The 21,710-nt window shown below is 74.1% G+C and carries 25 protein-coding genes; 16 read left to right on the forward strand and 9 right to left on the reverse strand.

Annotated features, from left to right (window positions below; translation table 11 throughout):
* Positions 1–50: 50 nt before the first annotated feature.
* Positions 51–347, reverse strand: a complete 297-nt coding sequence (groES, locus tag BCL65_RS08905) for a co-chaperone GroES (RefSeq protein ID WP_106267193.1) — start codon at positions 345–347, stop codon at positions 51–53.
* Between the two features lie 195 nt (positions 348–542).
* Between groES and BCL65_RS08910 the strand changes: the two genes are divergently transcribed.
* Together BCL65_RS08910 and BCL65_RS08915 are read left to right on the forward strand one after the other, a co-directional pair.
* A complete protein-coding gene (locus tag BCL65_RS08910) occupies positions 543–1,814 on the forward strand; it encodes a class I SAM-dependent methyltransferase (protein ID WP_106267195.1) in 1,272 nt (423 codons plus the stop codon).
* 39 nt (positions 1,815–1,853) lie between these two features.
* A complete protein-coding gene (locus tag BCL65_RS08915; RefSeq protein WP_106267197.1) occupies positions 1,854–3,002 on the forward strand; it encodes a glutamate--cysteine ligase in 1,149 nt (382 codons plus the stop codon).
* Between the two features lie 33 nt (positions 3,003–3,035).
* Here BCL65_RS08915 and BCL65_RS08920 read toward each other — a convergent pair whose 3' ends face one another.
* The 4 genes from BCL65_RS08920 to tsaD all read right to left on the reverse strand — a co-directional run bounded on the left by BCL65_RS08920 (position 3,036) and on the right by tsaD (position 6,521).
* Positions 3,036–4,019: an SDR family oxidoreductase gene (locus BCL65_RS08920; RefSeq protein WP_106267198.1), complete on the reverse strand. Its 984-nt coding sequence runs from the start codon at positions 4,017–4,019 to the stop codon at positions 3,036–3,038.
* A 114-nt stretch (positions 4,020–4,133) separates the two neighbouring features.
* Positions 4,134–4,862: a DUF4166 domain-containing protein gene (locus tag BCL65_RS08925; RefSeq protein WP_106267200.1), complete on the reverse strand. Its 729-nt coding sequence runs from the start codon at positions 4,860–4,862 to the stop codon at positions 4,134–4,136.
* Positions 4,859–5,458: an SRPBCC family protein gene (locus BCL65_RS08930; RefSeq protein WP_243400927.1), complete on the reverse strand. Its 600-nt coding sequence runs from the start codon at positions 5,456–5,458 to the stop codon at positions 4,859–4,861. The genes BCL65_RS08925 and BCL65_RS08930 overlap by 4 nt, the downstream gene beginning before the upstream one ends.
* Positions 5,459–5,462: 4 nt before the next feature.
* Positions 5,463–6,521, reverse strand: a complete 1,059-nt coding sequence (gene tsaD / locus BCL65_RS08935; RefSeq protein WP_106267423.1) for a tRNA (adenosine(37)-N6)-threonylcarbamoyltransferase complex transferase subunit TsaD — start codon at positions 6,519–6,521, stop codon at positions 5,463–5,465.
* Between the two features lie 183 nt (positions 6,522–6,704).
* Here tsaD and urtA point away from each other — a divergent pair, with 183 nt between their 5' ends.
* From urtA to BCL65_RS08995, 12 genes are read left to right on the forward strand one after another with little or no spacing between them, the layout of a single operon-like run.
* Positions 6,705–7,973 carry an urea ABC transporter substrate-binding protein gene (urtA, locus tag BCL65_RS08940; protein ID WP_106267201.1) on the forward strand — a complete coding sequence of 423 codons (1,269 nt, stop codon included), beginning with the start codon at positions 6,705–6,707 and terminating at the stop codon, positions 7,971–7,973.
* Positions 7,974–8,009: 36 nt separating this feature from the next.
* Complete coding sequence (urtB, locus tag BCL65_RS08945) at positions 8,010–8,891, forward strand: urea ABC transporter permease subunit UrtB (RefSeq protein ID WP_106267203.1); 882 nt, start codon at positions 8,010–8,012, stop codon at positions 8,889–8,891.
* Entirely contained in the window at positions 8,888–10,012 is a 1,125-nt protein-coding gene (urtC, locus tag BCL65_RS08950) for an urea ABC transporter permease subunit UrtC (RefSeq protein ID WP_106267204.1), read from the forward strand. Before urtB ends, urtC begins: the two co-directional genes overlap by 4 nt.
* Positions 10,009–10,890 (forward strand): urea ABC transporter ATP-binding protein UrtD, encoded by an 882-nt coding sequence (urtD, locus tag BCL65_RS08955; protein ID WP_106267206.1) that lies wholly within the window; start codon positions 10,009–10,011, stop codon positions 10,888–10,890. Before urtC ends, urtD begins: the two co-directional genes overlap by 4 nt.
* Complete coding sequence (locus BCL65_RS08960; RefSeq protein WP_106267208.1) at positions 10,887–11,585, forward strand: ATP-binding cassette domain-containing protein; 699 nt, start codon at positions 10,887–10,889, stop codon at positions 11,583–11,585. Before urtD ends, BCL65_RS08960 begins: the two co-directional genes overlap by 4 nt.
* Positions 11,586–11,619: 34 nt before the next feature.
* Positions 11,620–11,922, forward strand: a complete 303-nt coding sequence (locus tag BCL65_RS08965) for an urease subunit gamma (protein WP_106267210.1) — start codon at positions 11,620–11,622, stop codon at positions 11,920–11,922.
* Between the two features lie 7 nt (positions 11,923–11,929).
* Positions 11,930–12,334 (forward strand): urease subunit beta, encoded by a 405-nt coding sequence (ureB, locus tag BCL65_RS08970; protein WP_106267212.1) that lies wholly within the window; start codon positions 11,930–11,932, stop codon positions 12,332–12,334.
* Positions 12,334–14,037: an urease subunit alpha gene (locus BCL65_RS08975; protein ID WP_106267214.1), complete on the forward strand. Its 1,704-nt coding sequence runs from the start codon at positions 12,334–12,336 to the stop codon at positions 14,035–14,037. Before ureB ends, BCL65_RS08975 begins: the two co-directional genes overlap by 1 nt.
* Before the next feature lie 3 nt (positions 14,038–14,040).
* Positions 14,041–14,769, forward strand: a complete 729-nt coding sequence (locus BCL65_RS08980) for an urease accessory protein UreF (protein ID WP_106267216.1) — start codon at positions 14,041–14,043, stop codon at positions 14,767–14,769.
* Positions 14,762–15,547: an urease accessory protein UreG gene (gene ureG, locus BCL65_RS08985; protein WP_106267217.1), complete on the forward strand. Its 786-nt coding sequence runs from the start codon at positions 14,762–14,764 to the stop codon at positions 15,545–15,547. Before BCL65_RS08980 ends, ureG begins: the two co-directional genes overlap by 8 nt.
* The gene (locus BCL65_RS08990; RefSeq protein WP_106267219.1) at positions 15,522–16,301 is read left to right on the forward strand and encodes an urease accessory protein UreD; all 780 of its coding nucleotides are present in this window, start codon (positions 15,522–15,524) and stop codon (positions 16,299–16,301) included. Before ureG ends, BCL65_RS08990 begins: the two co-directional genes overlap by 26 nt.
* Positions 16,298–17,341 (forward strand): HoxN/HupN/NixA family nickel/cobalt transporter, encoded by a 1,044-nt coding sequence (locus BCL65_RS08995; protein WP_106267221.1) that lies wholly within the window; start codon positions 16,298–16,300, stop codon positions 17,339–17,341. Before BCL65_RS08990 ends, BCL65_RS08995 begins: the two co-directional genes overlap by 4 nt.
* Here the strand turns inward: BCL65_RS08995 and BCL65_RS09000 are convergent.
* Complete coding sequence (locus tag BCL65_RS09000) at positions 17,309–17,692, reverse strand: MarR family winged helix-turn-helix transcriptional regulator (RefSeq protein WP_165799976.1); 384 nt, start codon at positions 17,690–17,692, stop codon at positions 17,309–17,311. The two genes, BCL65_RS08995 and BCL65_RS09000, sit on opposite strands and share 33 nt — an antisense overlap.
* An 82-nt stretch (positions 17,693–17,774) precedes the next feature.
* Between BCL65_RS09000 and BCL65_RS09005 the strand changes: the two genes are divergently transcribed.
* On the forward strand, positions 17,775–18,830 hold the full coding sequence (locus BCL65_RS09005; RefSeq protein ID WP_106267225.1) for a substrate-binding domain-containing protein: 1,056 nt from the start codon (positions 17,775–17,777) through the stop codon (positions 18,828–18,830).
* Positions 18,831–18,902: 72 nt separating this feature from the next.
* Entirely contained in the window at positions 18,903–19,523 is a 621-nt protein-coding gene (locus BCL65_RS09010; RefSeq protein WP_106267227.1) for a malonic semialdehyde reductase, read from the forward strand.
* Positions 19,524–19,550: 27 nt separating this feature from the next.
* On the opposite strand, the gene BCL65_RS09015 is transcribed toward BCL65_RS09010, so the two are convergent.
* Genes BCL65_RS09015 through tsaB form a run of 3 tightly spaced genes read right to left on the reverse strand, consistent with a single transcriptional unit; the run spans position 19,551 to position 21,687 of the window.
* Positions 19,551–20,423, reverse strand: coding sequence for a sulfurtransferase (locus BCL65_RS09015; RefSeq protein WP_106267229.1), 873 nt, complete (start codon positions 20,421–20,423; stop codon positions 19,551–19,553).
* Positions 20,420–20,950: a ribosomal protein S18-alanine N-acetyltransferase gene (gene rimI / locus BCL65_RS09020; RefSeq protein WP_106267231.1), complete on the reverse strand. Its 531-nt coding sequence runs from the start codon at positions 20,948–20,950 to the stop codon at positions 20,420–20,422. The genes BCL65_RS09015 and rimI overlap by 4 nt, the downstream gene beginning before the upstream one ends.
* Entirely contained in the window at positions 20,947–21,687 is a 741-nt protein-coding gene (gene tsaB / locus BCL65_RS09025; RefSeq protein WP_106267233.1) for a tRNA (adenosine(37)-N6)-threonylcarbamoyltransferase complex dimerization subunit type 1 TsaB, read from the reverse strand. Before tsaB ends, rimI begins: the two co-directional genes overlap by 4 nt.
* Positions 21,688–21,710: the final 23 nt, after the last annotated feature.

Raw genomic sequence — 21,710 nt, forward strand, 5'->3', positions numbered from 1 at the left:
CCGCATCACGGATGATGCGGGGCCTCGTGCGTCAGCGTCGAGAGCTGGGATCAGCTCACGACGACGGCGAGGATGTCGCGCGCGGAGAGCACCAGGTACTCCTCGCCCGCGTACTTGACCTCGGTGCCGCCGTACTTGCTGTAGATGACCTTGTCGCCGACCTTGACGTCGACCGGGACACGGTTGCCCTGGTCGTCGAAACGGCCGTCGCCGACCGCCAGGACCTCGCCCTCCTGGGGCTTCTCCTTGGCGGTGTCCGGGATGACCAGGCCGGAAGCGGTCGTGGTCTCGGCCTCGACGGCCTTGACGACGATCCGGTCCTCGAGCGGCTTGATGGGGACCGACACGTCGGACCTCCTTGTTCGCGATGACTAGCTGGACTGGGACGCACCCTGTCGCTGGCCGTCGTCGCGGGTGCCGGCTCAGCGTGAGCGCTGGGACCAAATCTAGGCAGCCGTTAGCACTCTGACAAGTCGAGTGCCAGGATTCCTCTGCGGGCGTCATCGGCGCACCCCTGCCGCCACGCCTGAGACGATGTCGCCATGGACGCGGCCTCCCTCAGCAAGCTGCTCAGCCCCGAGGGCTGGGCGCTGCTCAACGCCCTGCCACCGTACGACGACCAGCAGGCGATGGTGCTGGCCACGCGGCTCCGTGCCGAGGGGGTCGATCCTGACCTCGCCGCCGCCGCCCTGACCCAGTCACGGTTGCGCGCCAAGGCCCGTGGCAAGCTCGGAGCGTTCGCCGAGGGGATGCTCCTCACCCCCGACGGCCTGGAGCAGGCCACCCGCCTCGTCGTCGCCGCGCAGCACGCCCGCCGCTACCTCGCCGCGGGCGTCACCCGGGTCGCCGACCTCACCTGCGGCATCGGCGCCGACTCCCTCGCCTTCGCCGGCGTCGGCCTCGACGTGCTGGCCACCGACCTCGACGAGGTCACCGCCGCGCTGGCCACGGTCAACCTGCGCGCCTTCCCCGAGGCGTCGGTCCGGCACGCCGACGGACTCGGTCTCGACCTCGTCGCGGAGGGCGTCGACGGCGTCTACGCCGACCCGGCCCGCCGGACCCGGGGCGGGCGGCGCATCTTCGACCCGGCGGCCTACGCGCCGCCGCTCGACGCCGTGTGGGCGCTGCGCGATCAGGTGCCGGCCCTCGGCATCAAGGTCGGCCCCGGCATCCCGCACCACGGCCTGCCCGCGGACGCCGAGACCCAGTGGGTCTCCGTCGACGGCGACGTCGTCGAGGCCGGGCTCTGGTTCGGTCCCCTCGCACCCGACGGCCCTGGCCGCTCCGCGCACGTCCTGCGCGCCGTCGCCGTACCGGCCGACGGCGGCGCACACGACGGCGCCGAGAGCTCCGGCACGATCACCCGCACCCTGCGCACCGGACCGCAGGACGCCGACCTGGTGCCCGACGTCGGGCAGGTCGGCGCCTACCTGTACGAGCCGGACGGCGCCGTCGTGCGGGCGGGGCTGGTGGCGCACGCGGCCGACGAGCTCGGGGGCCGGCTCGTGGACCGCACCATCGCCTACGTCACCACCGACGCGCCTGCCCCCGCGCCGCCGTCGGGCACCGCGGCGATCGCGACCGGGTACCGGGTGCTGGACGTCATGCCGTTCAACCTGAAGAAGCTGAAGGCCTATCTGCGCGAGCGCGGCGTCGGGCGGCTCACGGTCAAGAAGCGCGGCACGGCCGTGACCCCGGAGCAGCTCCGCGCCCAGCTCGCCCTCAAGGGCGACGCGGCGGCCACCCTCGTCCTCACCCGGGTGGCCGGCCGCCAGCACGTGCTCGTCGTCGAGCCGCTCGCCGGCGGCCGCTAGGAGGCAGCGGCCACCCCCGCGGCGTGGAACCATGGCCCCATGCCGCTGGACTTCGCGCCGTCCCCTCGCTCGAGCGTCGGCCTCGAGTGGGAGCTCGCGCTCGTCGACGCCGACTCCGGCAACCTCCGGCAGGTGGCGCCCGCCGTGATGGACGCGCTCGCCGCGGACGAGCGGGCCCGGTACGTGAAGCCGGAGTTCCTGCGCAACACCCTCGAGGTCGTCTCGGACGTGTGCGACACGGTCGGGTCCGCGGTCCGCGACCTGGAGGCCGGCATCGCGGCGATCCGGGACGTCATCGAGCCGATGCGGGCGGAGATCATGGGCGCCGGCACCCATCCGTTCGCGCACTGGTCGCAGCAGCAGGTCACCGACAAGCAGCGGTACGCCACGGTCGTGGACCGCACCCAGGTGTGGGGACGCCAGCAGGTCGTCTACGGCGTGCACGTGCACGTCGGGATCGAGGACCGCGCCAAGGTGCTGCCGATCGTACGGTCCCTGCTGGTCTACGTCGCCCACCTGCAGGCGTTGTCGGCGTCGTCGCCCTACTGGGGCGCCGACGACACCGGCTACGCCTCCATGCGTGCGCTGATCTTCCAGCAGCTGCCCACGGCCGGGCTCCCGTACCAGTTCGCCGAATGGGGGCAGCTCGAGCAGTACGTGGACGACATGCTCAAGACCGGCGTCATCGACGACTTCACCGAGGTCCGCTGGGACGTGCGACCGGCGCCCCACTTCGGCACGGTGGAGGTGCGGGTCTGCGACGGCACCTCGAACGTGCTGGAGCTGGCTGCTCTCGGTGCGCTCGTGCACTGCCTCGTCGAGCACTTCTCCACCCTGCTCGACGAGGGACGGGAGCTGCCCGCCATGCCGCGCTGGTTCGTCCACGAGAACAAGTGGCGCGCCGCCCGCTACGGCATGGACGCCATCATCATCCTCGACGCCGACGGCAACGAGGAGCTGATCACCGACGCGCTGCCGCGCCTGCTGGACGAGCTGGCGCCGGTCGCCGCACGGCTGGGGTGCACCGCCGAGCTGGAGGGGGTCCACGAGATCGTGCGGGCCGGCGCCTCCTACCAGCGCCAGCGCGCCGTCGCCGCCGCGCACGGCGGCGGGCAGCCCGGCCTCGAGGCCGTCGTGCGGTCCCTGGTGGCCGAGCTCCGGGCCGGACGCCCCCTGCCCGTGGGCTGACGACCGCCACGCAGCCGGTCCCGGGCGCGCACCTCACGCTCGCCGACGTCGTTGCGCGCCTCGCGCCAGGACCGCCCCGCCGACGACGACACCGACCGTGAGCAGCCGGCGCTGTGCCGTCCGTCGCCGCCCGCCCCAGCCACCGTGGACCGCCCCGGCGGACTCGGGACCGGGCTCGAAGAGGTTGCCGGAGGTGGCCTCGGCGGCCTGCCGGCGGGACAGCTGCAGCAGGTCCGTCTGCGCGGCCATCGTCGCCTCGACCGCTCGCGGCGAGAGCCGGTGCTGCCACGCCATCAGCCGCCCGGCGGTGCTCACGACCACCTCCCGCCGGGGCGACCGGACGGCACCGACGACGGCCCGGGCCACCCGCTCCGGGGAGTACACCGGCGGCATCGCTCTGACCGCGCGGCCGCTGTCGTTGGCCACCTGGTCGAACAGCGGCGTGTCGATCGTGGGCGGCAGCACGGTGGTGACCTCGATGCCGGTGAGCCCGTCCAGCGCCAGCTCGGAGCGCACGGAGACCGACAGCGAGCGGACCGCGGCCTTCGACAGGCAGTAGGCCGCGGTGTACGGCTGCGGGACCTCGCCCAGGATCGAGGCGATGTTGACGATCACGCCCCGCCCCTGGGGCCGCATGTGGGCCAGCGCGGCACGGACCCCGTGCACGGTCCCCATGACGTTGACGTCGACCAGCCGGCGGAAGTCCTCCAGCGGGACGTCGGTGACGCGTCCGAAGAGGCTGACGGCGGCGTCGTTCACCCAGACGTCGATACGGCCGAACCGCGCCGCGGCATGCCGGGCCAGGCGCTCGACCGCGTCGGCGTCCGAGACGTCGGTGGGGACGGCCAGCGCGCGGACACCGTGGCGCCGGCACTCCGCGGCCGCCGACTCGAGCGCGCCCGGGCGGCGGGCGGCGAGGACGACGTCGGCGCCGGACCTCGCGAGCCGCAGCGCGGTGGCGCGGCCGATGCCCGACGACGCACCGGTGACGACGGCGACGGAACCCTTGACCTTCATGGCACTCCCCGGGCTGGCGGCACGTTCGCGTCCAGGACACGCCAGCCGGCCGATGCCCGCACATCGGGGCCCACCGGGCCTGGCCGGGGCCGCGCAGCGTCGCGCGGAGCCGCGTCAGAGCCGGCGCTCGTGCCGGACGGGCCGGAGCCGCTGGGGCGCCGTCGACGCCTCCGGGTACTCGCAGGTGAAGGTGCCGTCGTAGCCGAAGAGGAAGCCGAACAGCCGGTGGTGGACCTCCAGGTCGATGCGGAAGACGCCGGCCTCGTCGTCGAAGCGCTCGCGCAGCGTCGCCCGGCCCGAGAACAGCATCGGGAAGCGGAACCCGAGCACACCCTCGTAGAAGCGCTGGGCGCCCGAGCGCAGGAGCAGCGACCCGTCCGGCTCCACCCGCAGGTCCAGGTCGACCGCCAGGTGCTGGTGCGTGCCGAGGTAGTCGACGATCGTGCCGCGGCCCGCGTCGAGGACCATCGTCGCGTCGAAGCGGCTCGGCCGCCGCCGCCCCGGGACCCGGTACTCGCGGACGAACGTGACGGTCTCGCGCCCGTACGGGTCCTGGTACGGGTAGTTCTCCACGGTGAAGGGCACGTCCTCGCCGACGTCCGCGACGAGGATGTTGCGCAGCCGGCCGATCTGCAGGAACGGCACCGTCCACCAGGGGCCGCGGCGGATGCGGCGCATGACGCCACGCCCCACGCACGCGTACCCGCCGTCGGTCGACACCCCGAAGCGTCGCCGGAGCTCGGGGTGCAGCCGGTCGAAGTCCGCGCCCAGGGCCCGGCGGAAGATGCTCGCACCGGCCTCGGCCGGGGTCGCGGCCGGCGTCTCGTGCGGTGTCCCGGTCACGGTGCCTCCAGGGTGTCGAGGGAGCGCGGGGCGTCGCGCATCGGGTCCCGCCCCGGGCGCCGGGTGACGCAGCGGGACGCTCGCGGGCGGTCCCGGCGCCAGAGGGCCAGCACCGAGGCGAGCGGCCACCGCTCGGGCGGGACGCCCGTCTCGGCCCAGATCCGCAGCCGGTCGAAGCTCCACGCCGTCATCCACAGCACGAGCGGACGCAGCACACGGTCGGCCGCGCGGCCGAACCCCGGGGTGTAGTCGTACCCGGTGACGAAGCGGACCCCGCCCTCGACCGGGGTGTACCTCCAGTACCCACGCCCGTCCCGCAACGGCGAGGTGCGGTCGTCGGTGCCGAAGCGCAGCGCGGAGGTACGGGTGCCGTCGGGGCCGTGGCGCTCCCCCAGAGAGGTGCCGGTGCCGCGGATCGTGTGCGGTCCGAGCGCTCGCTCGTAGCGGAACCGGGTGGCACCCGTGGCCGTGGTGCCGGTGGGCACGATCCGGCTGAACCGCAGGTCCCAGCGCGCGTGCTGCTCGGGGTCCTGGGTGAGCTCCCAGATCCGGTCCATCGTGGTGCGGACCGTCACCTCGACGTACAGCGCCCGCACGCGGTCAGACCGTGATCGCGGTCAGCGGCATCGAGGAGTCGACCCCGATGTCGAGGTCCGACGGCGCCACCCCGGCCCGCACGACGGCGGAGCCCAGCGCCGCGATCATCGCCCCGTTGTCGGTGCAGTAGCGGATCGGCGGGATGCGCAGGTCGATGCCCGCCTCGGCGCAGCGCTCGGCCGCCATGTCGCGCAGCTGGCTGTTCGCGGAGAACCCGCCGCCGATCACCAGGGTGTCCACGTCGTGCGCCCGGCACGCCGCGATCGTCTTGGCCGTCAGCACGTCGACGACCGCGGCGGCGAAGGAGGCCGCGACGTCGGCCACCGGCACCTCGCGGCCGGCGTCCTGGCACGACTCGACCCACCGGGCCACGGCCGTCTTGAGCCCGGAGAAGCTGAAGTCGTAGGCGTGCTTCTCCTGGTCCTTGCGCGCCGTGAGCCCGCGCGGGAACCGGATCGCCTCGGGGTCACCCTCGCGGGCGAGCCGGTCGATGTGCGGACCGCCCGGGTAGGGCAGGCCGAGCAGGCGACCCACCTTGTCGAAGGCCTCGCCCGCCGCGTCGTCGAGCGTGGACCCGAGCTCGGTGACGTCGGTCGCGATGTCGTCGACCAGGAGCAGCGAGCTGTGGCCGCCGGAGACGACCAGCGCCATCGAGCGCCCGGTGAAGGGGCCGTCGACGAGCTGGTTGACCGCCGCGTGCCCGATGACGTGGTTGACGCCGTAGAGCGGCTTGCCGAGACCGATCGACAGCGCCTTGGCGGCGCTCGCACCGATGGTCAGCGGCCCGACCAGCCCCGGCCCGGCGGTCACGGCGATCGCGTCGACCTCGGACAGGTCGACGTCGGCCTCGCCCAGCGCGCGCCGGATCGTCGGGACCATCGCCTCGAGGTGGGCGCGGCTGGCCACCTCCGGGATGATGCCGCCGTAGCGGGCGTGCTCGTCCATGGAGCTCGCGACGGCGTCGAAGAGCAGCGTGTCGCCACGCACCAGCGCGACGCCGGTCTCGTCGCAGGAGGTCTCGATCCCGAGCACCAGGGGCTCGCCACCGGTCTGGTCAGTCATGGCACCCATGATCGCATCGCGCGCGGGGCGGCCCGACGTCGAGGCAGGTCAGGTCGGCCCGTGGGTGGAAACACGAAAGTTACGCGGGGCTGACAGACCGGACACCTCGGCGTACTTAGGTTCATCTGAACCTAAGTCCCGGTCCCGGAGCCACCCGGAACCCCGCCACGAACGGAGCACGTCATGCGTCTACGGACACACGCCGGCACGAGAAGTCTCGGCGTCCTCTCCATCGCAGCACTGGCCGTCACGGCCCTGACGGCCTGCGGGGCACAGGTCGACGCCGCGGGCGCCGACCCGTCGGCCGGCACCGCGGACAGCTGCGTCGACACCTCGGGCGACACCGTGCGGATCGGCTTCCTCAACTCGCTGTCCGGCACCATGGCCATCTCCGAGCAGACGGTGCACGACTCGCTCCAGCTCGCCGCGGCGGAGATCAACGCCGACGGCGGCGTCCTGGGCAAGCAGCTCGAGGTCGTCACCGAGGACGGGCAGTCCGAGCCCACGGTGTTCGCCGAGAAGGCGACCAAGCTCATCACCAGCGACTGCGTCGCCGCGGTCTTCGGCGGGTGGACGTCGGCCTCGCGCAAGGCGATGCTCCCCGTCTTCGAGTCGAACGACTCGCTGCTGTTCTACCCGGTGCAGTACGAGGGCCTGGAGGCCTCGCCCAACATCTTCTACACCGGCGCCACGACGAACCAGCAGATCGTCCCGGCCCTGGACTACCTGGCCGAGCAGGGCGTCGAGTCGCTGTTCCTCGTCGGGTCCGACTACGTCTTCCCCCGCACCGCGAACAAGATCATCAACGCCTACGCCGAGGCGCACGGCATCGAGGTCCTCGGCGAGGAGTACGCGCCGCTGGGCCACACCGACTTCTCCACGATCGTCAACAAGGTGCGGTCGGCGGACGCCGACGCCGTGTTCAACACGCTCAACGGCGACTCCAACGTCGCGTTCTTCAAGGAGTACTCCAACGCGGGACTCGCCGCCGACGAGATGCCCGTCCTGTCGGTGTCGATCGCCGAGGAGGAGATCGGCGGCATCGGCGTCGAGAACGTCGAGGGCCAGCTCACCGCCTGGAACTACTACCAGACGGTGGACACCCCGGAGAACGCCGCCTTCGTCGAGGCGTTCAAGGCCGAGTACGGCGAGGACCGCGTCACCTCGGACCCGATGGAGGCCGCCTACGACTCCCTCCACCTCTGGAAGGGCATGGTCGAGAAGGCCGGGTCGTTCGCCGTCGCGGACGTCCAGGAGGCGGCCGACGGCGTCAGCTTCGACGCCCCGGAGGGCACGGTCACCGTCGACGGCGACAACCACCACATCGCCAAGACCGCGCTCATCGGCCGGATCGGCGCCGACGGCCTGATCCACACCGAGTGGAGCTCGGACGGCCCCATCGAGCCCGACCCGTTCCTCGAGGGCTACGACTGGGCCGACGGCCTCTCCTGACCCGGTCCGGACGCCGACGACGACGGGACATCGACCATGGACATCCTGAACCAGCTCTTCGCGGGCCTGAGCCTCGGCTCGGTCCTCCTCCTCGCCGCGCTCGGCCTCGCGCTGACGTTCGGCCAGATGGGGGTGATCAACATGGCCCACGGAGAGTTCATGATGGCCGGCGCCTACACGGCCTTCGTGGTGCAGGGCGTCGTCGGGAGCGCCGGTGTGAGCCTGCTGGTCGCGCTGCCCCTCGGCTTCCTGGTCGGTGGCGTCCTGGGGCTGGTGCTCGAGGCGACCCTCATCCACCGGATGTACCACCGGCCGCTGGACACGTTGCTCGTCACGTGGGGCGTCGCGCTGGTCCTCCAGCAGGTGGCGCGCGACGTGTTCGGTGCGCCCAACGTCGACGTGACCGCGCCGGAGTGGCTCTCCGGCGCGGTCACCGTCGGCGGTGTCGCCCTGCCGAAGACCCGCCTGTTCATCCTCGCGGTCGCCGTCGTCTGCGTCGCCACGCTCGCCCTCGTCCTGCAGGCCACCCCGCTCGGCCGACGGATCCGCGCCGTGGTCCAGCACCGCGACCTGGCGGAGGCGTCCGGCATCTCGTCCCGGGGCACCGACCGGCTGACCTTCTTCATCGGGTCCGGGATGGCGGGGATCGCCGGCGTCGCCCTCACCCTGCTGGGCTCGATCGGCCCGACCCTCGGGACCAGCTACATCGTCGACGCCTTCCTCGTGGTGGTGGCCGGCGGTATCGGTCAGATCAAGGGCACCGTCATCGCGGCGACGGCCCTCGGCCTGATGCAGTCGTTCTTCGAGTACTCCACGACGGCCTCGGTGGCCAAGGTGCTCGTCTTCGTCGTGATCGTCGCGTTCCTGCAGGTGCGGCCCCAGGGGCTGGTCACCGTGCGGACGAGGAGCCTGGTATGACCACCACGCACCGCACCACCGACCGGCTCGCCGCCCTGCTGCGCCCCGGCCGCTCCCGGGCCCTGGCCGGCTTCGCGCTCGCCGCCGTCGTCCTCTTCGCCGTGGCACCGCTGCTGCTCAGCCCGTTCCGGCTCAGCCTGCTCGCCAAGTTCCTGTGCCTGGCGATGGTCGCGGTCGGCATCGGTCTCGCCTGGGGACGTGGCGGCCTGCTGACCCTCGGCCAGGGCGTGTACTTCGGCCTCGGCGCCTACCTCATGGCGATGCACCTCAAGCTGGCCGACGCCGGACCCGGCGGGGTGCCGGACTTCATGAGCCTGTACGGCACCGGAGAGGTCCCGTGGTGGTGGGAACCCCTGCGGTCGCCCGTGGCCACGATCCTGCTCATCGCGCTGGTGCCCGCGCTGCTGGCCGGGCTGCTCGGCTGGGCCGTCTTCACCCGGCGGGTCCGCGGCGCCTACTTCGCGATCCTCTCCCAGGCGCTCGCTGCCGCGTTCGCGATCCTGCTGATCGGCCAGCAGCAGACCACCGGCGGGACCAACGGGCTCAACGGGTTCCGTGCCTTCTTCGGCTACGACCTCACCGACCCCGTCAACCAGCGGATGCTCTACCTCGTCGCGGCCGGTGCGCTGCTGGCCATGGTCCTGGTCGCCCGCCAGCTCATGGTCTCGCGGTTCGGCGAGCTGCTCGTCGCCGTGCGCGACGGCGAGGACCGCGTCCGGTTCCTCGGGTACGACCCGGCCCTGGTCAAGACGGTGGCGTACGTCGTCGCCGCCGTGATGGCGGCCGTCGGCGGGGCGCTCTTCGTGCCGGTCGTCGGCATCATCTCCCCCGCCGACGTCGGGGTGGTGCCCTCGATCGGGTTCCTCGTCGGCGTCGCCATCGGCGGTCGGGCCACCCTGCTCGGCCCGGTGCTGGGCTCGATCGCCGTCAGCTGGGCGCAGACCTCCATCTCGGAGCAGTTCCCCTCCGGCTGGATCTACTTCCAGGGCGCCCTGTTCATCGGCGTCGTCGCGTTCCTGCCGGGCGGCCTCGCCTCCCTCGTGCGCCGCCGACGGCGCAGGAGCGCCGCCCGGAGCGCCCCGCCCGCACCTGTCACGCAGACCGAGGGGAGCACCCCATGACCCACGTCCCCACCGCCGAGACCGCGGCCGGCGCCGAGCCCACCGGCACCGCCGCGGAGGCCCTGCTCGGGACCGACTCCACACGGTTCCGGCACGACTACCTGGAGGTGCGCGGGCTGCGTGTCGCCTTCGGTGGCTTCGTCGCCGTCCGCGACGTCGACCTGACGGTGACCCAGGGCGACCTCCGGTTCCTCATCGGACCCAACGGCGCCGGCAAGACGACGCTGATCGACGCGGTGACCGGGCTGGCGAGCGCCACGGGCTCGGCCCGGTTCGGCGGCAAGGAGCTGCTCGGGCGGGGCACGCACCGGATCGCCCGGGACGGCGTCGGCCGCACGTTCCAGACGGCCAGCGTCTTCGAGGAGCTGACCGTGCTGCAGAACCTGGACATCGCGGCCGGCGCCCGCCGTGGACCGCTGACCATGCTGCGCCGCCGCGGCGCGGTACCCGAGGCCGTCGAGCAGGCGCTCGAGCTCGTAGGGCTGACGGCTCTGCGGGACACTGCCGCCGGCGTGCTCGCCCACGGCCAGAAGCAGTGGCTCGAGATCGGGATGCTGCTGGTCCAGGACGCCCACCTGCTGCTGCTCGACGAGCCCGTGGCGGGCATGACCCACGCGGAACGGGAGGCCACCGGCGAGCTGCTGCGGCGCATCGGGTCCCAGCGCGTGGTGGTCGTCGTCGAGCACGACATGGACTTCCTGCGGTCGTTCGCCGACTCGGTCACCGTCATGCACCAGGGCCAGGTCCTCGCCGAGGGCACGGTCGCGGAGGTGCAGAACGACCCCGCCGTCGTCGAGGTCTACCTCGGCAGCCCGGTCTCGACCGAGCCCCCGACCACCCAGGCCGCCGGACCCCTGACCACCCAGGAGGACGCATGACGCTCGAGCTCACCGGCCTGAGCACCGGCTACGGACGCACCACGGTGGTGCACGGCGTCGACCTCACCGTGCCGGACGGCGGCCTGACCGCCGTCCTCGGCCACAACGGGGCCGGCAAGACGACCCTGCTGCGCGCGGTCCTCGGGCTCCTGCCCGCCCGGGCCGGCACGGTCCGCCTCGCCGGCACGGACGTGACCGGCTGGCCGCCGCACCGCCGCGTGCGTCGCGGTATCGCCTACGTCCCGCAGGGCCAGCAGTCGTTCGGCCAGCTCACCGCCCGGGAGAACCTGCAGGTGGTGGCCGACGCGTACGGCGCCGCGGGCCGCCGTCGGACCGACGAGGCCCTGAACCTCTTCCCCGCCCTGGGGCCGCTGCTCGGCCGGCAGGCGGGACTCCTCTCGGGGGGGCAGCGCCAGCAGCTCGCCATCGCCCGCGCCCTGGTGACCGGGCCGCGGCTGCTCGTCCTGGACGAACCGACCGAGGGCATCCAGCCCAACGTGGTGCGCGAGATCTACGACGCGATCACCGACCTGTCGAGCGGTGGCGAGCTGTCCGTGCTGCTCGTCGAGCAGCACATCGGCTACGCGGTGGAGCACGCCGGGGAGTACCTCGTCATGACGTCCGGCCGGATCACGCACCGTGCGCCCGGCGGGGCCGCGGCGGTGCACGACGCCCGGGAGGCGATGGCGCTGTGACCGGCCACCCCGCCCGTCGGACGCCGGAGGCACCGTGCACCTGACCCCCGCCGACACCGAGAAGCTGCTGCTCGCCGTCGCCGGCATGGTCGCCCGCGACCGTCTGGGCCGCGGCGTCCGGCTCAACCACCCCGAGGCGGTCGCCCTGCTGTCCTGCTGGGTGCTGGAGCGTGCCCGCGAGGGCGCCGACGTCGCCACCCTCATGCGTGACGGCAGCAGCGTGCTCGCGCGCGACCAGGTCATGGACGGTGTGCCCGAGATGCTCACCGACGTCCAGGTCGAGGCCACGTTCCCCGACGGCCGCAAGCTCGTCACCCTCCACCACCCGATCCCGTAGGAGCACCGTGAGCGCCCACAGCACCACCGGCCCCGGCGCGATCCGCGTCGTTCCGGGCCGGATCGAGCTCAACGCCGACCGCACCCCCGCCGAGCGTCTGCGGCTCGTCGTGACCAACACCGGCGACCGTCCCGTGCAGGTCGGCTCGCACGTCCACCTGCCGGACGCCAACCCGGCCCTGCGCCTCGACCGCGCCGCCGCGCACGGCTTCCGCCTCGACGTCCCCGCCGGCACCTCGCAGCGGTTCGAGCCCGGGGTGAGCCGCGAGGTCGACGCCGTCGCCGTCCGCGGTGCCCGCCGGGTGCCCGGCCTGCAGCGGGACAAGGTCGACGGCGGCCGCCTGGGCGCCGTCGACCCCACTGCCGTGGCCTCCCACGGCAGCACCACGGCCGACGCCGGGACGGTGCGCTGATGGTCTGGGTGTACCGCGAGCGCTACGCCGCCCTCTACGGCCCCACCGTGGGCGACCAGGTCCGCCTCGGGGACACCGACCTGTGGATCGAGGTCACCGAGGACCGCACGGTCGGCGGCGAGGAGGCGGTGTTCGGCGGCGGCAAGACGATCCGGGAGTCGATGGCGCAGTCCACCCGGACCCGGGCCGAGGGTGCCCTGGACACGGTGATCACCAACGCCGTCGTGCTCGACTGGTGGGGCGTGGTCCGCGCCGACGTGGGCCTGCGCGACGGCCGGATCGTCGCGCTCGGGCGCTCCGGCAACCCCGACGTCGCCGACGGCGTGCATCCGGACCTCGTGATCGGGCCGTCCACGGACGTGATCTCCGGCGAGGGGCGGATCCTCACGGCCGGCGGGTTCGACCCGCACGTGCACCTGCTCTCGCCGTCCGCGCTGCACGAGGCGCTCGCCACCGGCCTCACGACCGTCGCCGGCGGCGGCACCGGACCCTCGGAGGGGTCCAAGGCCACCACGGTGACCCCGGGCGCCTGGCACCTGCGACAGGTGCTGCGTGCCCTCGACCCGATCCCTCTCAACGTCCTGCTGCTCGGCAAGGGCAACACCGTCAGCGCGGCGGCCCTGGCCGAGCAGGCGCTCGCGGGGGCGGGCAGCTACAAGGTCCACGAGGACTGGGGCTCCACCCCGGCCGCGATCGACGCCGCGCTGCGTGCCGCCGACGAGTGGGGCCTGCAGGTCGCGCTGCACTCGGACTCGCTGAACGAGACCGGGTACGTGCAGTCCACGATCGACGCCATCGCGGGCCGCGGCATCCACGCGTACCACGTGGAGGGCGCGGGCGGCGGGCACGCCCCGGACATCCTGGAGATCGCCGGGCTCGAGCACGTGATCCCCGGCTCGACCAACCCGACGCTGCCCCACACCGTCAACACGGTGGCCGAGCACCTCGACATGCTCATGGTCTGCCACCACCTCAACCCCGCCGTGCCCGAGGACCTCGCGTTCGCCGAGTCGCGCATCCGGGCGACCACCATCGCCGCCGAGGACGTGCTGCACGACATGGGCGCGATCTCGATCACCTCCTCCGACGCCCAGGCCATGGGCCGCATCGGCGAGGTGATCTGCCGGACCTGGCAGGTGGCGCACGTCATGAAGCATCGCCGCGGCCCGCTCGGCAGCAGCGAGCCGGCCGACAACGAGCGCGCCCGGCGCTACGTCGCCAAGTACACGATCAACCCGGCGATCGCCCACGGCGTCGACTCCGAGATCGGCTCGGTGGAGCCGGGCAAGCTCGCGGACCTGGTGCTGTGGGACCCGCGGTTCTTCGGGTTCCGGCCCGAGCTGGTGATCAAGGGCGGCGTCATCGCCTGGGCGGCGCTCGGCGACCCGAACGCCTCCATCCCCACCCCGCAGCCCGTGCTGCAGCGGCCCGCGTTCGGCGACGCGCTCGCGGCCGACACCTCGCTCGCCTTCGTGGCACCTGCCGCGATCGACGACGGGTTGGCCGACCGGCTCGGGCTGCGCCGCCGGCTCGCGCCGATCGCCTCGACCCGCGGCGTGGGCAAGTCCGCCATGCGCAACAACGACGCGCTGCCCCGCATCGACATCCGACCCGACACGTTCGAGATCCGCATCGACGGCGACCGCGTCGAGCCCGCACCGGCCGTCCAGCTGCCCCTGGCGCAGCTCTACTCGATGTTCTGACCCGTGCCGACACCTCCTCCCGCCACCACCCGATCCGCCGAGCGCACTGCCCCGGCCCCGGGCACGGTCGCCCTGCTGCTGGCCGACGCCCGCCTGCCGGGCGGCGGTCACGCGCACTCCGCGAGCCTCGAGCCGGCCCTGCTCGGCGGACTCCCCGTCGACGACGTCCCGGCCTGGATGGCCGGCCGCGCCACGACGGTCAGCCTCGTCGAGGCGGGCACGGCCGTCGTCACCGCCCATGTCCTCACGACCGGCGGCGCGCACGGGCTCGACGCCGTCGCCCGCGCGTGGGCGGCCCGGACGCCCTCGGGCGCGCTGCGCGACGCCGCCCGCCTGCTGGGACGGGGCTACCTGCGCGTGGCCCGGACCCTGTGGGCCGACCACCACGCCGTCGCTGCCGCCGCCGGGCTGGCCGTCCGGCACGGCAGCGTGCCTCGCGCCGTCGTGCTCGGGGCGGTCGCCGCCGCCTGCGGGCTCGGTCCCGCCGACCTCGTCCGGCTGACGGTGTACGACGACGCCCAGACGGCGGCGTCGGCCCTGCTCAAGCTCGAGCCCCTGGACCCGCTCGTCCCGGCCCGATGGGTCCTCGACGCCTGCGCCGCCGCCGAGCCCCACGTGGCCCGGGTCGCGGCGTGCACCACCCCGGACGACATCCCGTCGTCCGGCGCTCCCCTGACCGAAGGCTGGGCCGAGGCCCACGCCCTGACCCAGCAGAGGTTGTTCCGTGCCTGAGAACCCGCTCCCCGAGACCGCACCGACCACGACGGCCCGGCCGCTGCGCCTCGGCGTCGCCGGCCCCGTGGGCGTCGGCAAGTCGTCGCTCATCGCGACCGTGTGCCGCGCCCTGGCCACCGAGCTCGAGATCGGTGTCATCACCAACGACATCTACACCGACGAGGACGCCCGGTTCCTGCGGTCCGCCGGCGTGCTGGAACCGGAGCGGATCCGCGCCGTGGAGACGGGCGCCTGCCCGCACACCGCGATCCGCGACGACGTCACCGCGAACCTTCTCGCGGCCGAGGACCTCGCGGCGGACTTCGCACCGCTCGACCTCGTCGTCATCGAGTCCGGCGGCGACAACCTCACCGCCACCTTCTCCCCGGCGCTGGTCGACGCGCAGATCTTCGTCCTCGACGTCGCCGGTGGCGGCGACGTCGCCCGCAAGGGCGGCCCCGGCATCGGCCGGGCGGACCTGCTGGTCGTCAACAAGACCGACCTGGCCCCGCACGTCGGCGTCGACGTCGAACGGATGGTGGCCGACGCCTCCGCGGCACGGGAGGGTCGCGCGGTGATCGCCCTGTCCCGCACCGACGAGAGCTCCGTGGCGGCGCTGCGCGCGTGGGTGCTCGACGTGCTCGCCGCCTACCGTTCCGGGGCGCACGTGGCCCAGGACCCCGGCCCGATGGCACCGCACTTCCACGCCGACGAGGACGGCGGCGTGCTCCACAGCCACGCCGACGGCGATCACGCGCACTCGCACGCCGATGACCACGACGTCGTCGCTCGCTGACACCCGGGCGACGACCGCCGTCCGCCTGAGCCGCGGCACCGTTCCCGGCTCGCCGGTGCGGGTGGACGCGACCGACGGGCTGCTCGCCGTGCGGACCGTCTCCCGCGGCGCGGTCCGGGCGGAGGTCGCGCTGGTCGCCACGGGCGCCGTGCTGCTCGGCGGCGACCACGTCGTCGTACGGGTCGACGTGGCCGACGGCTGCGCGCTGCGGATCACCGACGTCGGGGGGACGGTCGCCTACGACGGCGAGGGCGCGGCCTGCCGCTGGGACGTCGAGGTCCGCCTGGGGCGCGGCGCCCGGCTGGACTGGGCCGGGATGCCGCTCGTCGTCGCCGGCGGCGCCAACGTGGTCCGGGCGACCACCGTCCGCCTCGGCGCGGGCGCGCGCCTGGTCCTGCGCGAGACCGTCGTGCTGGGCCGCGACGGCGAGCACGGCGGCCGCGTCGTCGTCCGCAGCGACGTGGCCGACGACGTCGGGCCCGTGCTCGTCGAGGAGGTCGTCGCCTCCGGCACGGCCCCCGTCCCGGGCGTGCTCGGTCCGTACCGCGTGCTCGACACCCTCACCGACGTGCACGCGACCGACGAGCTCGAGGCCCTGGAGGAGTCGGACCTGCCGGGGCCGGTCCCCGGCGCGACCACCCTGCGGCTCGACCGCGGCGGGACCGTCACCCGCTGGCTGGGGGCGGCGACGCACCTCAGCCCGGTCGAGCGCGCGCTCGCCCACCACCGACCGAAACCCGGAGAAGACGGATGACCAGGATGCCCACCCACCGGCCCACCCACGTGCCCACCCACGTGCCCACCCGCCTGCCGGCCCGCACCGCACGCCGGCACCTGACGGTGCCGGTTGTCGCGGCGCTGCACGTCGTCGGCCTCGCCGGCCTCGCCGCCGTCGTGGTCCTGCAGGACGGCGGCACCGCCGTGCTGCTCACCCTCGGTCTCACCGCGTACGGCCTCGGCCTGCGGCACGCGTTCGACCCGGACCACATCGCCACGATCGACAACACCACCCGACGACTCGTCCGCACCGAGCGTGACGCCCGCGGCGTCGGCCTGTGGTTCTCCCTCGGTCACTCGACCGTCGTGGTCGTGGCCGCCGCGCTCCTCACCCTCGGCGTGCAGGCGCTGGCGCCGATGCTGGACGACGACTCCTCGCTGCTGCGCCGCGTCACCGGGGTGTGGGGGCCGCTGGTCGCCAGCACGTTCCTGCTCGTGATCGGCGCCGTGAACGTCGTCCTGCTGCGCCGCGCGCTGCGCTCCCCCACCACGGCCCCGGACGGCGTGGGCGGCGGTCCCGTCTCCTGGCTCCTGCGCCGCTTCGAGTGGGCCACCGACCGACCTGCCCGGATGTACGGCGTGGGGCTGCTGTTCGGTCTCGGCTTCGACACCGCCACCTCGATCGGCCTGCTGGCGGTGGCCGGCGCCGCCACCCTCGACCAGAGCAGCTGGTACGCCGCCCTGCCGCTCGCGCTGCTCTTCGCCGCGGGGATGTCCCTGCTCGACTCGGCCCAGGGTGCCGTGGCCCGGCGGGTCTACGTCACGGCAGGCGCGCGGCCCACGGGGCGCCGACGGATGCGCTACGACGTGCTGGTCACGGGGGTCTCCGCGGCCGCCGCGCTGGGGATCGCGGTGGTCACCCTGGTCCAGACCCTCGCCGAGCACGTTCCCAGCGCAGCGGCCGTCCCGGGAGCGTCCGTCGACCTCGCCCCCTACGGCGTCGCGCTGACCGTGGTGCTGGTCGTGGCGTGGGGCGCCGGGGTGCTAGTCCTGCGCCAGCAGCGTCGTGAGGCGTGACAGGACGTCACGGCCGCGGGCGGAGAGGAACACCCGGATCACCCGGCGGTCGAGCCCGTCGACCTCGCGGTAGACCAGGGCACGGGTGACCAGGGAGTCGACCCGGCGCCCGAGGGTCGCCTTGTCCGTGACGGTGGCCTCGCGCAGCTCGCTCATCGTCAGGCCGTCCGCGTCCTCCAGGGTGCCGAGCACGAGCCACTCGTCCAGGGTGAACCCCTCCGTGCGCAGGACGTCGCCCGCGCGGCGCGAGGACCGGCGGGCGCCCAGCACCGACTCGCGCAGGACGGCGGCGGCCATGGCCGACTCGACGTCGGTGCGGCGCCGGCCGACCGTCCCAGGTGGTGTCCGCATCCTGATCTCTCCTTCTCGGTGCTCGTAGAATACCCGCCAACACAGGCCGGGGCCCGCGGGTCCCCCGCGGGGACGGGGCGTCATGTCTGACTTCGTCGTCGGCGTCCTGCTGCACTTCCAGGGGCCCGGCGGGATCTACGGCCCGTCGTGCCAGGCGGTCACCGAGCTCGCGGTCGCGGAGATCAACGCGACCGGTGGTGTCCTCGGCAGACCGGTGCGGGCCGAGCTGTTCGACGCCGGTCAGCCGCCGCCGGTCCTGCGGCGCGAGCTGGGCGCCGCCCTCGACGCCGGTCGCCTCGACGCGCTGACCGGTTGGCACACGTCCGCCGTGCGCAACGCCGTCGTGCCGGTGGTGCAGCAGCGGGTGCCGTACGTCTACCCCGCCGCCTACGAGGGCGCGGAACGCAGGTCCGGGCTGTACGTGACCGGCGAGGTGCCCTCGGCGCAGCTCTTCCCGGCGATCCGGCGCCTCCGGGCCACCCGCGGCGTCCGGCGCTGGTACGTGGTGGGGGACGACTACGCCTGGCCGCGCGGGACGTTCCGGGTGCTCACGCGCCAGATCGCCGGGCTCGACGCGCAGTTCGCCGGCGCGCGGTTCCTGCCGGCGGCCGGCGCGAGCGCGCCCGTCCTGGCGGCCACCCTGGACGCGGTGGAGGCGGCCCGGGCGGACGGTGTGCTGCTGCTGATGGTCGGGCAGAACGGAGTGCGGTTCAACCGCGCCTTCGCCCGCCGTGGCCTGCACGAGCGGATGCTGCGGCTCAGCACGCTCATGGAGGAGAACATGCTGCTCGGCAGCGGTGCCGGCGCCACGACGGACCTCTACTCGGCGGGCGGCTGGTTCCGCAGCCTCGCCACGGGCGAGGCCCTCGACCTCATCGGGCGGTACACGGCCCACCACGGGCTCCACGCGCCGGCCGTGGGAGCGGCGGCGGAGGCGTGCTACGAGGGGATCTTCGCCCTGCGCTCGATCGTGCAGCGGGCCGGGAGCCCCGCCGTCGCCGCCACGGACCGGTCGGTGGACGGGCTCGTCTACGAGGGGCCTCGCGGACCGATGCAGTTCAGCGGCAACCACGCCGCCCAGCGCCTCTACCTGGCACGCGCCGACGGGGTCGACTTCGAGCTGCTCACCGAGCTCTGAGGCCCGCCGACCGTGTCGCACGTCACCGCTGCGGCAGGAATCATCCGCAAGCATGAACACGTTGCTCGGGGCATGACCGACACCCTTCTCGAGACCGCTCCCCTCGCCATCGACGAGACCGCGGCCGACCGCATCTTCCGCCAGGCCCGCACCACCTCGCAGTGGACCGACGCCGAGGTCACCGACGCCCAGCTCCAGGCTGCCTGGGACCTCGCCAAGCTCGGCCCGACGGCGATGAACACCCTGCCCCTGCGCCTGCTGGTGGTCCGCTCCGCCGAGGCCCGGCAGCGGCTGGTGCCGCACATGGCCGAGGGGAACAGGCCCAAGGTCGAGGCCGCTCCGGTCTCCCTGGTCCTCGCCGCGGACCCGGCGTTCCACGAGCACCTGGACGAGCTCTTCCCGGTCTACCCCGGCATCCGCGAGCAGCTCGCGCCCGCGACCGAGGTGCGGGAGGGCATGGCCCGCAAGAACGCGCTGCTGCAGGCCGGCTACCTCGTCGTCGCGCTGCGTGCGGTCGGTCTGGCTGCCGGGCCGATGGACGGGATGGACTTCGACGGGGTCGACGGCGAGTTCTTCGCCGGGACCGGCTGGAAGTCCTTCATGGTCGTGAACGTCGGCGTCGCCGAGGGCGAGGGGTCCCCGTACCCGCGCAACCCGCGCCTCGCGTTCGACCAGGTCGCCGAGGTCCTCTGACCCTCCCCCGCCTGGCCCCTCGGGGGGTCAGGCGGTGGCGACCGGGCGGGCCGGGTCGTTCGACCACTGGGACCACGACCCCGGGTACAGGGCGGCCGTGACACCCACGGAGGCCAGCGCGGCCACCTCGTGCGCCGCCGTCACGCCGGACCCGCAGTAGACGCCCACCGATCGGTCCGCCGTCGCGCCGAGCGTGGCGAACCGTTCCGTGAGCTCCGCCGCCGGGCGGAACGTCCCGTCGTCGGCCAGGTTGCCGGCGGTGGGGGCCGAGACGGCACCCGGGACGTGGCCCGCCCGGGGGTCCACCGGCTCGACCTCGCCGCGGTACCGCTCGGCCGCCCGCGCGTCGAGCAGGACACCGTTCCTCGCGAGCTCCGCCGCCTCGTCGACGTCCAGCACGGGCATCCCGCCGGGGCGCACGACGACGTCGCCGCGCTCGCGCTCGACGGAGCCCGCCTCGAGCGGGTGGCCGGCCCGCACCCAGGCGGCCAGCCCGCCGTCGAGGATCTGCACCTGCCGGTGCCCGAACCAGCGCAGGAGCCACCAGGCTCGCGCGGCGGACGTGCCGCCGACGGCGTCGTACACGACGACGCGCGAGCCCGTCCCGATCCCCCAGCTCCGTGCTGCCTCCTGGAAGGCGGTCGCCGACGGCAACGGGTGGCGTCCCTCGGCCGGCGACGGCGGCGCGGCCAGACCGGTCTCGAGGTCGACGAACACCGCACCCGGCAGATGCCCGGCCTCGTACTGCTCGCGGCCGTCGCTCCGGCCGAGCTCCCAGCGCACGTCGAGCAGCACCGGCGCGCCTCCGGCCGGGTCCTCCAGCCCTCCGAGCTGGAGGTCCGCCGCCAGCGTGGCGACGTCGACCAGGACCTGCTCGCGCGCCGCGGGCCCTCCGCTCACGCGGCGTCCCCGGGCGCCGTCGAACCCGTCTGCGACTGCGCCAGGTTCATCCGCATCGTGAAGGCGTCCTTGTCCTCGGGCTGGTAGTAGCGCTTGCGCACCCCGAGGCGCTCGAACCCGAACTGCTCGTACAGGGCGATCGCGTGGGCGTTGTCCACCGCGACCTCCAGGAACAGCGCCCGGGCGCGCAGCTCGCGGGACCGGTCGACCAGCGCCTGCAGCAGCAGCCGCCCCACCCCGCGGCTCTGGTACCTCCGCGCGGTGCCGAGGGTCATCACCTGCGCCACCTCGCCGTCGAACCACAGGCCCGCGTACCCGATCACGGGTCGCCGCCCGAGTCCGTAGCGCTCCGCGGCGTCGGCGGGCTCGGCCACGACGTACCACCGGCCGAGGCCCGCGAGCTCGTCGGCGAGCATCCCGTACGTCCACGCGCCCGCCCCGAAGAGCTCGCGCTCCAGCTCGAGAACGCGGTCGAAGTCGGCGCTCTCCAGGGGTCGCAGCCGGACCTCCAGCGCGTTCTGGGTCATGCCGCGCCTCCGGCGGCGGACTGCACCCGCTTGGCCCCGGCCGGCTCCTGCACGTCGGGGCGGCGCAGGTACAGCGGCTCGGTCGGCAGGTCCGCGCCGGCCGCGCGCCGGGCGAGCGCGACCCGCGCCAGCACCGTCGCGTCCGGGACCAGCGGGGCGTCGTCGGCGGGCGGCAGGTCCTCGGGGTAGAGCGCTGCGCCCTCGCCGACGACGGCGAGCCGCGCGCCTGCTTCGGCAGGGACGTCGAGCTGTGCCGCGGCCACCTCGGCCGCCTTCTGCACCTCCGGTCCGTGGAGCGTCTCCAGGACGGGCACCCCGTGCGGTCCCTCGTGCGCGACGACGCGGTAGCGCGCCCAGTAGACCTCCTTGCGGCGGGCGTCGGTCGCGGCGAGGACCTCGTCCCCCGGCCGCAGGCCGAGGTCCGCGACCGTCTGCACCGCCAGGGCGTCGATGCTGGGCACGCCGAGGACGTCGATGCCGAGGCTGAGCGCCAGCGTGCGGGCCGTCACCAGCCCGACGCGCAGCCCGGTGAAGGGAGCCGGTCCGGTCCCGCCGACGACGGCGGTCAGGTCCGTGCGTTCGAGGCCGGCCTCGGCCAGGACCTCGGCGATCAGGGGTGCGAGCGACTCGGCGTGCCGGCGGCGCTCGGTGGACGTGCGCGCGGCGAGGCGTGCGCCGTCGTCGTCCACGAGTGCGACGGCCACGGCCGCGGAGGTGTCGAGAGCGAGAACTGCCACGCCCCCAGCCTACTGACGGCCGA

The sequence above is a fragment of the Isoptericola halotolerans genome (genome assembly GCF_003003075.1).
Classification (GTDB): Bacteria; Actinomycetota; Actinomycetes; order Actinomycetales; family Cellulomonadaceae; genus Isoptericola; species Isoptericola halotolerans_A.

Bases quoted from the DNA above. Each gene is read 5' to 3' on its own strand.
- BCL65_RS08910 (WP_106267195.1), top strand. From the start codon at position 543: ATGGACGCGGCCTCCCTCAGCAAGCTGCTCAGCCCCGAGGGCTGGGCG.
- BCL65_RS08915 (WP_106267197.1), top strand. From the start codon at position 1,854: ATGCCGCTGGACTTCGCGCCGTCCCCTCGCTCGAGCGTCGGCCTCGAG.
- BCL65_RS08920 (WP_106267198.1), bottom strand. From the start codon at position 4,019: ATGAAGGTCAAGGGTTCCGTCGCCGTCGTCACCGGTGCGTCGTCGGGC.
- tsaD (WP_106267423.1), bottom strand. From the start codon at position 6,521: ATGACTGACCAGACCGGTGGCGAGCCCCTGGTGCTCGGGATCGAGACC.
- urtA (WP_106267201.1), top strand. From the start codon at position 6,705: ATGCGTCTACGGACACACGCCGGCACGAGAAGTCTCGGCGTCCTCTCC.
- urtB (WP_106267203.1), top strand. From the start codon at position 8,010: ATGGACATCCTGAACCAGCTCTTCGCGGGCCTGAGCCTCGGCTCGGTC.
- urtC (WP_106267204.1), top strand. From the start codon at position 8,888: ATGACCACCACGCACCGCACCACCGACCGGCTCGCCGCCCTGCTGCGC.
- urtD (WP_106267206.1), top strand. From the start codon at position 10,009: ATGACCCACGTCCCCACCGCCGAGACCGCGGCCGGCGCCGAGCCCACC.
- BCL65_RS08960 (WP_106267208.1), top strand. From the start codon at position 10,887: ATGACGCTCGAGCTCACCGGCCTGAGCACCGGCTACGGACGCACCACG.
- BCL65_RS08975 (WP_106267214.1), top strand. From the start codon at position 12,334: ATGGTCTGGGTGTACCGCGAGCGCTACGCCGCCCTCTACGGCCCCACC.
- BCL65_RS08990 (WP_106267219.1), top strand. From the start codon at position 15,522: ATGACCACGACGTCGTCGCTCGCTGACACCCGGGCGACGACCGCCGTC.
- BCL65_RS08995 (WP_106267221.1), top strand. From the start codon at position 16,298: ATGACCAGGATGCCCACCCACCGGCCCACCCACGTGCCCACCCACGTG.
- BCL65_RS09000 (WP_165799976.1), bottom strand. From the start codon at position 17,692: ATGCGGACACCACCTGGGACGGTCGGCCGGCGCCGCACCGACGTCGAG.
- BCL65_RS09005 (WP_106267225.1), top strand. From the start codon at position 17,775: ATGTCTGACTTCGTCGTCGGCGTCCTGCTGCACTTCCAGGGGCCCGGC.
- BCL65_RS09010 (WP_106267227.1), top strand. From the start codon at position 18,903: ATGACCGACACCCTTCTCGAGACCGCTCCCCTCGCCATCGACGAGACC.
- rimI (WP_106267231.1), bottom strand. From the start codon at position 20,950: ATGACCCAGAACGCGCTGGAGGTCCGGCTGCGACCCCTGGAGAGCGCC.